Annotated in this window: 16 protein-coding genes and 1 tRNA gene; 6 read left to right on the top strand and 11 right to left on the bottom strand. The window is 40.5% G+C overall.

Translation table 11 applies throughout. From position 1 onward, the window contains the following. The 7 genes from PN470_RS17795 to PN470_RS17765 all read right to left on the bottom strand — a co-directional run. On the bottom strand, positions 1 to 103 hold a 103-nt coding region (locus PN470_RS17795), incomplete at its 3' end, for an IS1/IS1595 family N-terminal zinc-binding domain-containing protein (RefSeq protein ID WP_420372283.1). 38 nt (positions 104 to 141) lie between these two features. Continuing rightward, the gene (locus PN470_RS17790) at positions 142 to 483 is read right to left on the bottom strand and encodes a type II toxin-antitoxin system PemK/MazF family toxin (RefSeq protein ID WP_002801547.1); all 342 of its coding nucleotides are present in this window, start codon (positions 481 to 483) and stop codon (positions 142 to 144) included. Next, complete coding sequence (locus tag PN470_RS17785; protein WP_002801545.1) at positions 480 to 713, bottom strand: hypothetical protein; 234 nt, start codon at positions 711 to 713, stop codon at positions 480 to 482. The genes PN470_RS17790 and PN470_RS17785 overlap by 4 nt, the downstream gene beginning before the upstream one ends. 200 nt (positions 714 to 913) lie before the next feature. Next, entirely contained in the window at positions 914 to 1,135 is a 222-nt protein-coding gene (locus PN470_RS17780; RefSeq protein ID WP_002801544.1) for a hypothetical protein, read from the bottom strand. Beyond that, positions 1,101 to 1,373: a BrnT family toxin gene (locus PN470_RS17775; protein WP_002757427.1), complete on the bottom strand. Its 273-nt coding sequence runs from the start codon at positions 1,371 to 1,373 to the stop codon at positions 1,101 to 1,103. The genes PN470_RS17780 and PN470_RS17775 overlap by 35 nt, the downstream gene beginning before the upstream one ends. Before the next feature lie 117 nt (positions 1,374 to 1,490). Beyond that, positions 1,491 to 1,775 (bottom strand): type II toxin-antitoxin system RelE/ParE family toxin, encoded by a 285-nt coding sequence (locus PN470_RS17770; protein ID WP_272104889.1) that lies wholly within the window; start codon positions 1,773 to 1,775, stop codon positions 1,491 to 1,493. After that, positions 1,768 to 1,986, bottom strand: coding sequence for a hypothetical protein (locus PN470_RS17765; RefSeq protein ID WP_002757428.1), 219 nt, complete (start codon positions 1,984 to 1,986; stop codon positions 1,768 to 1,770). The genes PN470_RS17770 and PN470_RS17765 overlap by 8 nt, the downstream gene beginning before the upstream one ends. 139 nt (positions 1,987 to 2,125) lie before the next feature. Between PN470_RS17765 and PN470_RS17760 the strand changes: the two genes are divergently transcribed. After that, complete coding sequence (locus tag PN470_RS17760; RefSeq protein ID WP_271938642.1) at positions 2,126 to 2,338, top strand: hypothetical protein; 213 nt, start codon at positions 2,126 to 2,128, stop codon at positions 2,336 to 2,338. Here PN470_RS17760 and PN470_RS17755 read toward each other — a convergent pair. Together PN470_RS17755 and PN470_RS17750 are read right to left on the bottom strand one after the other, a co-directional pair. Next, a complete protein-coding gene (locus PN470_RS17755) occupies positions 2,310 to 2,828 on the bottom strand; it encodes a hypothetical protein (RefSeq protein ID WP_012265322.1) in 519 nt (172 codons plus the stop codon). The two genes, PN470_RS17760 and PN470_RS17755, sit on opposite strands and share 29 nt — an antisense overlap. Positions 2,829 to 3,319: 491 nt before the next feature. Continuing rightward, positions 3,320 to 3,793, bottom strand: coding sequence for a hypothetical protein (locus PN470_RS17750; RefSeq protein WP_272104888.1), 474 nt, complete (start codon positions 3,791 to 3,793; stop codon positions 3,320 to 3,322). Positions 3,794 to 3,940: 147 nt separating this feature from the next. On the opposite strand from PN470_RS17750, the gene PN470_RS17745 reads away from it, so the two are divergent. Continuing rightward, a tRNA-Asn gene (locus PN470_RS17745) sits at positions 3,941 to 4,012 on the top strand. 52 nt (positions 4,013 to 4,064) lie between these two features. On the opposite strand, the gene PN470_RS17740 is transcribed toward PN470_RS17745, so the two are convergent. Then, positions 4,065 to 5,324: a M16 family metallopeptidase gene (locus tag PN470_RS17740; RefSeq protein ID WP_271938647.1), complete on the bottom strand. Its 1,260-nt coding sequence runs from the start codon at positions 5,322 to 5,324 to the stop codon at positions 4,065 to 4,067. A 3-nt stretch (positions 5,325 to 5,327) separates the two neighbouring features. Further along, positions 5,328 to 6,605: a M16 family metallopeptidase gene (locus PN470_RS17735; protein WP_272104887.1), complete on the bottom strand. Its 1,278-nt coding sequence runs from the start codon at positions 6,603 to 6,605 to the stop codon at positions 5,328 to 5,330. 216 nt (positions 6,606 to 6,821) lie between these two features. Between PN470_RS17735 and PN470_RS17730 the strand changes: the two genes are divergently transcribed. The 4 genes from PN470_RS17730 (at position 6,822) to PN470_RS17715 (ending at position 11,683) form a co-directional block, all read left to right on the top strand. After that, entirely contained in the window at positions 6,822 to 7,601 is a 780-nt protein-coding gene (locus PN470_RS17730; protein WP_272104886.1) for a pantothenate kinase, read from the top strand. Between the two features lie 70 nt (positions 7,602 to 7,671). Beyond that, complete coding sequence (locus tag PN470_RS17725) at positions 7,672 to 8,739, top strand: NAD-dependent epimerase/dehydratase family protein (protein WP_272104885.1); 1,068 nt, start codon at positions 7,672 to 7,674, stop codon at positions 8,737 to 8,739. Positions 8,740 to 8,815: 76 nt separating this feature from the next. Next, positions 8,816 to 10,375, top strand: coding sequence for an ArnT family glycosyltransferase (locus PN470_RS17720; protein ID WP_272104884.1), 1,560 nt, complete (start codon positions 8,816 to 8,818; stop codon positions 10,373 to 10,375). Positions 10,376 to 10,414: 39 nt separating this feature from the next. Continuing rightward, entirely contained in the window at positions 10,415 to 11,683 is a 1,269-nt protein-coding gene (locus PN470_RS17715; protein ID WP_272104883.1) for a glycosyltransferase, read from the top strand. Positions 11,684 to 11,709 lie beyond the last annotated feature (26 nt).

Here is an 11,709-nt window from a genome sequence, read left to right as displayed (position 1 = left end):
CAATAAATTGACGGCCACAGGTTACACAAATATGATTTTGTTTACCTTGTTTATTGATGCCATTTTTACGGATATGGGTAGATTTGCATTCAGGGCATTGCATTTTGATTTCCTCCATTCATATCTCTATTATGCAACGCCTTATTTTCTTAGCCAATTGATTAAAAGATTTTTAATCCGTATTAGTCTTTCTGGTGAGATAGTTCCTAAACGTGCATTGATTACAGATGATTCGACACTTGTTAATCGTCCTAGTCGAATTAAAGAAGCCACTTTAAGTCCAGTAGTAATATAGTCAGAATCTGAGGTATTAATAATTTCATCAAATCCTAGAGTAGCTTGATGGAGACGAGAAGAAATTAAAGCAAGTAATAAATCACGATGGCGACTTGGTGAAATAGCAATAATTAAAGCTGGACGCAGTTTTCCTGATTTCAAGTCTGCTTGAGGAAAACGAATTAGAACAATATCACCTGGTTTCATGGTTGATAAATTTCTTGAGCATCTGCTAGGGAATATTCAATTTCATCTCCTTCTTTGAAAAATTGCTCTAACGAAAATTTTTGCCAGTCTTCATCTTGCCAATTAGTATATTCTGAAATGTTGTTTGGCTCAGGGGAAATTAATCGGGTAAAGTTGGCAATTTTTTCAACAATGTCATCAGGTAATCGGTCAATCTGTTGGTGAAGTTCTTCACGAATTGTAGCAGACATAAGTTAAATTATTTGATTAAGGTGTAGAATGGATATTATTGATTATAACTCAGATATTGGGTGGTAATTTGGGAAAAAGTAATGTTGGGTTTCTACCAGATCAGAGATCGCACTACGTTCTTCGGCATCGCACTCCTCATCCCCAAAAAGCGATCGCACTTGGCGTTCCTATCCCAAGCAATGACAATTTTAAAGTTTAATCAACAAGATGACAGCGATCGCACTACAAGATCGGCATCTGTGATTGATGTACGGCGAAACTCATTTAATTCTTGTTGAGATAGGGGGAGACAGTCCGAATCTGCTTCGGCTGCTTTGTCAATTTCTTCCTCAGTCATTGCTGCAACTTTTTCCCAATCTGTCTTACCATGACTAACATTTTCGGGATCAAGTCTGACTCTGGTAATATTGTCGTCGTTCATTTTTATTGGCTCTCCTTGCTGAAATAATGCGGTATCTGCCGTTTCTTTTGGTATAGACGACCAATAAAACTACTTGATTAACTATACCGATTACTTGAATTCTAGTTTCATTATAATCACGTTTATCTTCTCTTTCCAGACAGTTGGGATCTAGAAAAATGTTTTTTGCATCTTCAAAATCAATTTTATGCTTGATCAAGTTGGCAGCAGCTTTATTATTGTCCCATTCTATCTCCATTTTATCGAGATTTTGTATCTAGTTCATAATATTTTGGATTATACATGATCGCCCTTTCCCATCATCAAAAAGCGATCGCCAACTCCGAAACCTTGCTAACATAATAAAAAATCATATTCAATAAACCTCATCGTGAGTTCCAATATCAATTAGGTTGATCTCTTCTTCTTGGGTTTCAGGGTTTGATTCAAAATTGAAAATAATTCGACAATCATATTCAACAGAAAAAGCCCAAGCATCTGATAATTTCCCTTTTAGTTTACGGGTGCGTAATATTGGATTATAGGGATCGTCAGCGAGTAGTCTCAATTTGGCTTCTATTTTTGATTTTAAGTCGGGTTGTCGTTTAATCCTTGTTTTGAAAGCGCATTTAAATGATTGGCTAAAAACCAAGTTAATCATTGTTTAGTTCGGCAATAATGGAATCAACATCTCCTCGAAAAACATTACCATTTTGATAGTCTTGTCGAGCTTGAGAAATATTTTGAGCAATTTGTTCTCGTCTTTTTTCGATTTGCCGATGTTTAACAATATTGATCAAGTCATCTTGTTCATCAAAAGAGAGATAGTCAATCATTTCTAAGATTTGACTAAATTGCATTGTTGGCGGCATTGTTACTTTCCCCTTTTTCAATACAGACTTCTATTTTACTCTGCTTGGGCAATAATGACATCCGCGATCGCTGATCGATGACAACTTTCCAACTCACAAAGAGAGATCGCCCCTCTTCATTCCCAAAAAGCGATCGCCAGTGACGTTCCTATCCCAAGCAATGGCAGTTTTAAAGTTTAATCAAGAAGATAACAGCGATCGCACTACGTTCTTCGGCATCCCACTGACAGCTGCCATCAATGTGCATGGTGCGTTCCCCAAAAGCGATCGCTTTGTAGCAGGACTTGCATTAGGGAACGCACCCTACAGCGATAGCGATCGCACTACGGCGATAGCTGCAACAGGTCTATAAAATCCGAACCAGCAGCACTCTTGATGGGGAATTTGTTAATTTTAAGCTCGCGAACAATATCTGGAAGCCGGTGTATGATTATTCCATGCTCGGCAATTAGCTCTACTTCCTGCTCAGATTTGACGTTATTTATGACTAGCTCCGAGGACCACTCACCGCTCCACAGAATTTCCATAAGGGAGCGCTTTTTGGTAGCGTGGAATTTCCCCTCAACCCACTCGGCGACACCTTCCACGAGCTCCTCGGGCGAACGTGCTGCGCTATTCGCAGCCCGACCAGTCTTTCGCGCAGCTTTGGGAACCTTGGAGATGTAGCTGACTGGCCTCATCGACGCCTGGACTTCTACATGACGGCAGACAGGACTTTCGCCTGATCTGAACTTCACCGCAACCAAATCAATTTCATTAACGCCAAGACGGATACCACGTATGGTGAAATAACCCTGCCTATTCAGCCATTCTTCAACTATTTCTTCGGCCAAAAGGGCCATAGCATTACCTCGTCATAGACACACAACTACATATTATACAGAAACTTTCTGTCTAACACTCTCCAGAGTAACGATAGGTGGAAACTTTGGGCATATTCCCCCATTTTACTGCAATCGCCGGAACTTTTCCCCATATCATACCCAAGAGCTTATTAGCCAGATTAAACAACGTCTTTTAAGTGGATTCCTAACAACAAGCTCAAATAAAATCGACTTTTCGGGAAGTGTAGCACTAAGTCTTCAATCCACCCCACAATTACCTAATTTTCGGGGAAAAAGTGCCTAAATTTTGCCACCGGCTGGCACTTTTTGAGGACAAAAAGTCCAAAAGTTTTATCCCACAAGGTTTTTAAGTAGATAGGTATTAAAAACTTTCAGATCCCCCCGCCTATCGGCACCCCCCTTATCAAGGGGGGCAGGGGGGATCAAACCTAAAATCCATTTTTAATTTAATTATAACCAGCTACTTAGCTCTATGCAGCCGACCCTATTTATTGGTGTACCTGCAAATGAAGGACATAATGACCTAAAATCAGGTTATCTGACCATAATTCGTACTCTAGACGCAAATATTCGGGGAAATTATCCCCCTCTAATTTGAGACTACGGGTATAGTTGCGGAGGCGAAAAGCGTAACCCGGTTGAGAACTTTCGGCATTTAACCAGTAGCGACTAACACCAAAAACCCCTTGCTCCCAAAAATGACGATAGGCGAATCTTCCCTGGCCCTGCATGGTCATAATTACCCGATTAGCTGAAATTTCTAGCCAAATTAATTTATTTTGATTATTTTTGGGTTTAAGTGTCTCTATTTCTGGGAGAGCGACTGGGGGTTGATTGAGGAGAAGATGAAACCGGTGGCGATCCTTTTGGTAGAGGGTAGCGGCAGTGTCTAAAGAGGAGAGGATGGGTAGATCTGTCGAGAGCAGACAGAAGGAAACGGGACGGCGGTGATGAGCAAGCATAGACTAGACTTAATGGTGTCCTTATCTCCACAATAGTCGATTCTCTGCCCACCGCTACCGGCACCGGAAATTTTTTTGAGAAAAAATCCAGAAAACACTTGCATTATTGAGGGACTTATGATTATAATTATTAATTGTGAGTAGCCTTCCTCGGTAGCTCAGTGGTAGAGCGGTCGGCTGTTAACCGATTGGTCGTAGGTTCGAATCCCACCCGGGGAGTTAATCAAAAATAGCAGCGGCAATAGTTTTTTGTTGCTGCTTTTTGCTCTGACTAGAGAATTTCAGCGATCGCATTTTCTGGGCCGACTAAAGAAATGTAAGGATTTTGAAAATATTTACTGGCTACCGATCGCGCTTGTTCGGGGGTAATCTGATTAATAGAATCCAGGAAAGTGCGATCGAATTCAATCCCCAAACCTAAGCTTTCGTACCAACCGTATAATTGAGCGATTTCGGCGTTAGTTTGTTTACCGAGAGCATATTGACCCAATAACTTATTTTTAGCTGACTGTAACTCCTCCTCGCTCAAAGTTACTTTATATAACCTTTCTGCTTCCTGACGCAATCCCGACAGGGCCATGGCTGTGTTTTGGGGTGCAGTTCCCATATAAATGACAAATTGGGAAGAATCGAGACGGGTGGGATAAAAAGCGGAAACATCGTAGGCTAATCCCCGTTTTTCTCGCAATTCCACGAATAAACGACTAGATAACCCATTCCCCAGATAGGTACTCAATAATTTTAAAACCGCATAATCATCCTCTTGCACAGAAGAGCCAGGGTATCCTAACATAACGATCGCCTGTTGACTAGCTTGGACGGTAGTTAAACAGGTGGGCTGAAAATCAAAAGCGGCGGGGGGTAAACTAGATAAAGGAAGATCGGGAATTGACCAACTGCCAAAAATTTCCGTCACTGCTTTTACTGCTTGCTCTAGGGTAATACGGCCAGAAAGACTAATTACCAAGTTATCGGGACGGAAAAAGCGACTATGATAGGCCAGCAGCTCCTCCCGTTGCAATTGAGAAACCGTTGCCTCCGTACCCAATAAAGACATACCATAGGGATGATCGGGGTACATAGCGGCGCGTAATTGATTAAAAGCTACATTAAAAGGCTGTTCCAATTGAGAGCGAATGCTTTGACAGGTGAGATTTTTCTCTAATTCGATTTCTGGAGGGGGAAAACTGGGAAAACGAATAATTTCCGCCGCTAGACGCAATATATCTAAAAAATCCTTGGTAACGGTCTTTAAACTAACCACAAAATAATCAGTCCCCGTGTCGGCGCTTAAACCGGCCCCCGTGGACTCAACGCGATCGGCAATTTCTAGGGAAGATAACTTTTCTGTACCTTTGGTGAGCAGCACGGCTAAAAGACGAAATAAACCCGCTTTTTCGGTTTTTTCCCACCGAGTACCCGCATTTTTGAGGAAAATCCTCCCCGCAACCAACTCCACGGCCGTATTTTCCACCACTAAAAGAGTGATGCCATTTTCTAAGGTTAAGCGGTGAATGGGAGAAGCGGACATCGTTTATTCACAGGGTTGCATTATTGTAATAGCATATCGCTCCGGGGAGAGATACTGACGAGCCAGACGTTGTAGATCTGATGGTTGCAAACTTTGGATAACTTGGGGATAGATCGTGGCTAGGTCGGCAGCTCTCAGGGTTTGATAATATCCATAGAGTCCGGCTAATTGGCCCGGGGTTTCTGTGGAGAAAATATAATCGTTAGCTAATAACTGTTGAGTGCGGTGTAATTCTGCGGGGGTGACGGGATCATCGTGCAGATGTTGGAGATGTTCACAGATAATGCCTTCAATTGTCTCAGTTTCTGAGCTAGATAGCCAAGCACCGATGGTAAAGAGACTGGAATCTCGTTGCAGGGAAAAATTACTGTTAATATCGAGGACGATTTGCGCTTCTTCCCGCAGCTGTCGCACTAAGCGCGAACAGCGTCCCCCGGCAAGAATTACCGAAATCAAGTCTAATCCAAAGGCATCTTCTAGGCGATCGCATCCTGGTCCAGTCCATCCCATCAAGAGACGAGAATGTTCTAGATGGGGTAAATAGACTTGGGAACGACGAATTTCGATCAGGGGGGGTTCGGCAGCCACTGGATTCGCAGGAGATTCCGAAGGGACGGGAAATTCCCGAAAAGATTGCCGGATAATTTCTAAAGCTGGTTGGGGTTCAATTCCCCCAATAATCGCCACACACATATTTTCTGGTTGATAATAGGTGCGATGGAAACAGCGCATTTGATTGGGGGTTAATTGCTCTAAACGGGGTTGATCGCCTAGAATAGAGCGTCCGTAGGGATGGTTTTGATAGATACTTCCGCAGAGGGTTTGGTAGGCAATCCAATCGGGATCATCATAACAGGCCCGTAATTCTTCTAAAACTACATCTTTTTCCCGATAGAATTCCTCATCGTCAATCTCAGCATGGAGGAGAATTTCGGCCAGATGGGGTAAGGTATGTTCAATTTGATCCACACTGGTGGTGAGATAGAAGTGCGCGTAATCGTGACTGGTGGCAGCGTTGGTCATTCCGCCACAATTTTCGATTAAATAGTCAAAGAGTCCGGGGGGAAGTTTTTTCGTCCCCTTAAAGATCATGTGTTCGAGAAAATGGGCCATACCTAACCATGGGTCGGGTTCAGCGATCGCACCTGCTTTAACCCACACATCTACTACCACCACAGGAGTCACGGGTAAGTACTGATGAATTACGGTTAAGCCGTGATCTAATTGCCATACCTGAGCGGGAAAAGAACTCGTTTGACACTGCGCTATCGACTTGATCAATGTCCGTTAACCAGATTTTTTGTTAAATTCTATACCTAGGTTATCTTATTCTCTTGCCTGTGCAACCATTAAAAAACTTTTGTCATGATTTCTAGATAATTCCGCCAAATATCGGCTATCTTGAAGCCATCGGGAGACTCCGAGACAGGAGATTATTTTATTTATTCTCCCCACACCCCACACCCCACACCCCAATTCATAATTCCTACTAACTAAATGACTGAGCAAGACACTGACTGGATAGGGTTGATGATCGGCAATTCTCGGCTACATTGGGGGTATTTTCGCGGTCAAACCCTGTTAGCTTGTCTCGATACTCCTCACCTGAACGAACCCCTAAGTAATGAATTTTTGCAACAAATTTTCCCTAAACTCTTGACAAATAAATGTAACTGTGAATTAATTGTCGCTTCTGTGGTTCCTAGCCAAAAAGAATTATGGGCAAATTATGGCAATTTACGGATAATTACTTTAAAAGATATTCCTTTACTGGATTTATATCCGACATTCGGCATCGATCGAGCTTTAGCTGTCTTAGGTGCGGGAAAAAAATATGGATTTCCCTGTTTAGTCATCGATGCGGGAACAGCCTTAACTTTTACGGGAGTGGATAGGGATAAAAAGCTAGTGGGAGGGGCAATTTTACCCGGGTTAAAGGTGCAATTAGCCAGTTTAAGGGAACGGACGGCAGCCTTACCAGAGGTGTCCTTACCGGAAAGATTACCCCAGATGTGGGCAAAAGAAACAGCAGAAAGTATAAGAAGTGGGATAATTTATACAATTTTGGCGGGAATAGAAAAATTCACTCAGGAATGGTTAAATTTATATCCAGAGAGCAGGATAATTTTAACAGGGGGAGATGGGGACTTAATTAGGGATTACTGGCAAGAAAAGGCCATTAAATCACCCCTAGTGGATAAGACGATCATTTTTCAGGGAATTGCCGCAATTAAGGTAATCTCCTCCTGTTTAATTGACAAAGGCGAACCTATCTAGTAAAGTCGGAGAAAGTTTTCTCAACTTGAGAAATTTCTGAACAACTAGGCAAAAAATTCAGGATATAGTTATGGCGATCGTTCTAGTAACCGGTTCTGCTGGTTTAATCGGTTCCGAATCAGTGAGGTTTTTTTGTGATCGGGGTTATACTGTCGTCGGTATCGATAATAATATGCGTCAGGTATTTTTTGGCGAAGACGCTTCGACGGAGTGGAATCGAGCCAAATTATCCCAAGATTACGGGGATAAATACATTCACCATGCTGTAGATATTCGCGATCATGAGGCTATTGCAGATATATTTAAAACCTATAGTCATGATATATCCTTAATTATCCATACGGCGGCGCAACCTTCCCACGATTGGGCAGCTAAGGATCCCTATATGGATTTTAGTGTCAATGCTAACGGAACTTTAGTATTATTAGAAAATACTCGTCAACACTGTCCCCAAGCAGTATTTATTTTCTGTTCCACTAATAAAGTTTACGGGGATAGACCGAATGAATTGCCTTTAGTAGAAAAAGAATTACGTTGGGAAATCTCGGAAAGTCATCCTTATTTTGCTCAAGGTATTGACGAGTTGATGAGTATTGATGCTTGTAAACATTCTTTGTTTGGTGCCTCGAAAGTGGCAGCGGATGTGTTAGTACAGGAATACGGGCGTTATTTTGAGATGAAAACTGCCTCTTTTCGTGGCGGTTGTTTAACCGGTCCCAGTCATTCGGGAACCCAATTACACGGGTTTTTATCCTACTTAATGAAATGTACGATGATTGGCAAAGAATACAGTATTTATGGGTATAAGGGTAAGCAGGTACGAGATAATATTCATAGTTACGATCTTGTCAATGCTTTCTATCATTTTTATCAGGCCCCGCGAGTAGCAGAAGTTTATAATATCGGTGGTAGTCGCTTTAGTAATTGTTCCATGTTAGAAGCCATTCAGGAATGTGAAGCGATTGCGGCTAAAAAGTTAAACTGGCAGTATGTAGAGACTAATCGCATTGGTGATCATATCTGGTGGATTTCTGATGTGAGTAAGTTTAAAAATCATTATCCTGATTGGCAGTTAACCTACACAGTAACAGATATTCTCAAAGAGATTTTTAGTCAAAACGTTAGCCGTTGGTTATAGTAGATCATTAGATTACTATGTCAAAACTATCTGGGTCTGTGCGTCTATGGGTTTAAAAAACTGGAGATGGTCAAATATGCTTGCTTTTAAATTTCCGAGCGAAAAAACTGAGTCAGATGAAAATAAATGGACTGAGAAAATATTATTGTTAATTTTTGCAGTTTGCTTAATCCATAGTTTTTGGGGGATTAGCGGAGGCTGGAATAATCCTTTGATAGATGTCCACGCTTTTCGTCAAACTCAAACGGCCATCTCGGTTTTTTATTTACTCAAAGGTAGTCCTTGGTTAGCCTATGAAACCCCTGTTTTAGGAGTGCCTTGGTCAATTCCGATGGAGTTTCCGCTCTATCAAGGAATAGTGGCTATTTTAGTTAAGCTTTTGCAGACACCGATAGATCAAACTGGTAGATTTGTGAGTGCTTTTTTCTTTTATTTAAGTTTGATTCCTATATATGTAATCCTATCTTATTTACAAGTAGCGCGAGCTTTCCGTTGGCTGTTTTTGAGTTTATTTTTAGCCAGTCCTCTTTATCTGTTTTGGTCGCGAACATTCATGATTGAATCAACCGCCCTATTTTTCTCTTTAGCTTATCTTGCCTGTATTGCTGTTTATTTTCGCTATAAATCGCCAATTATTGCCTTACTAGCCTGTCTTTGTGGAATCGCTGCCAGTCTAACTAAAGTAACGACTATGGCTGGATTTTTAATTTTAGCTTCTGTCTGGATAGGTGCTAATTGGTTTAAGAAAGAGTCATCTCGTAACTTAGCGAGAGATTTATTGATACCGGTCGTTGTTTTTATAATCATACCCTTCCTTATAGCCAAAATTTGGGTTAACTTTACCGATGGCCAAAAGCTACTCAATCCCATGGCAGCAGATTTTATCACCTCGAAAGCTTTGAGAGATTGGAACTTTGGAACTATCGCTCAAAAATTATCTCGGTCACAGTGGAGAAATTATCTAACTAGGACTCTAAATGACGTTTTTGGCGGATTGATAATCAGCGTTATGGCTTTAGTAATATTACCAATTTTCACCTCAAAAAAGTTACTAAGTTATGGCTTAAGTTTACTATTTATATTGACAGTTGCCATTTTTACCAATTTGCATTTTGTTCATAACTATTATCCCTATGCTAATGCTATCTTTCTCCTCGGTGCTTCTGGATTTACCATCATGGGATTAATAGAGAAACAACGGAAAATTTGGCAGTCTGTAGGCTGGTTTTTCCTAGCTTTAATTTTGTTATCACAACTGCAATTTTATCGAGCTTTCTGGCATCCTAAAACAAAATTTTATAGTATCAATTACTTAGAAATTGCCTCTCAAGTCCAAAGTATTACTTCTTCTGATGGTGTTTTGTTAATCTACGGACATCAATGGAATTCAATGATACCTTACTACAGTCAACGTCGTGCCTTAATGATTTATAGTGAAGCAAGTGAGGAAGAATTAAAAAATGCTTTCTCTGAGTTATCAAGAGCTAATCATCAAGTTGAGGCGATAGTTTTTTGCAACGAAACAAGAGAAAACCGAGAAGATAAAAAATATTTAAATAGCCTGTATAATCCTAATGACAAGCCCGTTTTTTCTAACAAACGTTGTGATATATACACAACAAGACACGGTAAATAAGAGATAATTATCTGTAATTTATATTGAGTTGAGTTCCTTATGTTAACTAAAATCTACAACAATAAAATTTTTCGATTTCTCATTGCTGGGGGAGTGGCATTTTTAATCAACTTATTCTTCATTTATTGGTTCATTGACGACTTAGGATTTAATACCCCATTTCTGAAGAATGTTGCTAATGTTATTTCGATAGAAATATCTTTAATTGCTAGTTTCTTTATCTATAGAATCTGGGTGTGGACTGGGGGAGATTGGACAATTAGAGATGTAATTTTGATACAACTTCCTCTCTATCATCTCTCGGCAGGTTTAGCAGTTTTACTGCGAGTTTTTTTGGTATTTCCATTCTTAAACTGGCTAGGAGTTAGCCCCGGAGTCAACACAATGATTGGGGTTTTACTGGGAGCTAGTATTAATTATGTCGCCAGTGATAGCCTAATTTTTAAACCTAAGAATAAGACTAATGAGACAGAAATTTACTATCCCGAAGGATTAGCACCAGCTTTCGAGATGGACGGTTACTCTCACCCACGTCAATCAAGGGATAACTATGCAGTAAAAACCCTATCAATAATTATCCCTGCTTACAACGAAGAAGATTGCATCGAAAGCACTGCTCACTTAATATCCGAACGTTTAGAACGGGATAAAATTGATTATGAAATCCTGGTGGTTAATGACAATAGCAAAGATAACACCGAAGCAGTTCTGCAAAAAATCAACCAAGAAAATCATCGGATTCGCTACATCAATAACTATTATCCCAACGGTTTTGGTTTTGCGGTACGCTGTGGATTAGAAAATTTTAGCGGTGATGCAGTGGCAGTAGTAATGGCAGATAATTCCGACTCTCCCGATAACATGGTGGACTATTATTATAAACTGCAAGAAGGCTACGATTGCGTTTTTGGTTCTCGTTTTATCAAAGGAGGAAAAGTTATTGATTATCCCATACACAAGTTATTCGTTAATCGTTTGGCCAATCTATTCATTCAAGTTTTATTTGGGCTAAAATTTAATGATACCACTAATGCCTTTAAAATCTATCGGAAGGAGGTTATCGAAGGAATATCACCTCTACTGTCTCACCATTTTAACTTAACAGTAGAGATGCCCTTAAAAGCAATCGTGCGAGGATATTCCTACACGACAATTCCCATCACTTGGCGCAATCGTACCACGGGGATTTCCAAGTTAAAACTCAAGGAAATGGGTAGTCGTTATTTATTTATAGTTCTCTCTATCTGGTTAGAAAAATACCTTTCTAGAGGCGACTATAAGCGCAAATCTGTCCAAAAAATCAGATAAAAGTAACCAATAAATTCAGAGGTTAA

This window comes from Microcystis sp. CS-574, assembly GCF_028329095.1.
Classification (GTDB): Bacteria; Cyanobacteriota; Cyanobacteriia; order Cyanobacteriales; family Microcystaceae; genus Microcystis; species Microcystis ichthyoblabe_A.
Note: the sequence above shows the minus strand (reverse complement) of the source record. Positions and strands in the feature narration are given on the sequence as shown.

What these genes read in the sequence shown, in the direction of transcription:
- PN470_RS17785 (WP_002801545.1), bottom strand. Translation starts at nt 713, where the DNA reads ATGTCTGCTACAATTCGTGAAGAACTTCACCAACAGATTGACCGATTA.
- PN470_RS17790 (WP_002801547.1), bottom strand. Translation starts at nt 483, where the DNA reads ATGAAACCAGGTGATATTGTTCTAATTCGTTTTCCTCAAGCAGACTTG.
- PN470_RS17725 (WP_272104885.1), top strand. Translation starts at nt 7,672, where the DNA reads ATGGCGATCGTTCTAGTAACCGGTTCTGCTGGTTTAATCGGTTCCGAA.
- PN470_RS17720 (WP_272104884.1), top strand. Translation starts at nt 8,816, where the DNA reads ATGCTTGCTTTTAAATTTCCGAGCGAAAAAACTGAGTCAGATGAAAAT.
- PN470_RS17730 (WP_272104886.1), top strand. Translation starts at nt 6,822, where the DNA reads ATGACTGAGCAAGACACTGACTGGATAGGGTTGATGATCGGCAATTCT.
- PN470_RS17775 (WP_002757427.1), bottom strand. Translation starts at nt 1,373, where the DNA reads ATGGAGATAGAATGGGACAATAATAAAGCTGCTGCCAACTTGATCAAG.
- PN470_RS17765 (WP_002757428.1), bottom strand. Translation starts at nt 1,986, where the DNA reads ATGCCGCCAACAATGCAATTTAGTCAAATCTTAGAAATGATTGACTAT.
- PN470_RS17715 (WP_272104883.1), top strand. Translation starts at nt 10,415, where the DNA reads ATGTTAACTAAAATCTACAACAATAAAATTTTTCGATTTCTCATTGCT.
- PN470_RS17770 (WP_272104889.1), bottom strand. Translation starts at nt 1,775, where the DNA reads ATGATTAACTTGGTTTTTAGCCAATCATTTAAATGCGCTTTCAAAACA.
- PN470_RS17755 (WP_012265322.1), bottom strand. Translation starts at nt 2,828, where the DNA reads ATGGCCCTTTTGGCCGAAGAAATAGTTGAAGAATGGCTGAATAGGCAG.
- PN470_RS17740 (WP_271938647.1), bottom strand. Translation starts at nt 5,324, where the DNA reads ATGTCCGCTTCTCCCATTCACCGCTTAACCTTAGAAAATGGCATCACT.
- PN470_RS17780 (WP_002801544.1), bottom strand. Translation starts at nt 1,135, where the DNA reads ATGAACGACGACAATATTACCAGAGTCAGACTTGATCCCGAAAATGTT.
- PN470_RS17750 (WP_272104888.1), bottom strand. Translation starts at nt 3,793, where the DNA reads ATGCTTGCTCATCACCGCCGTCCCGTTTCCTTCTGTCTGCTCTCGACA.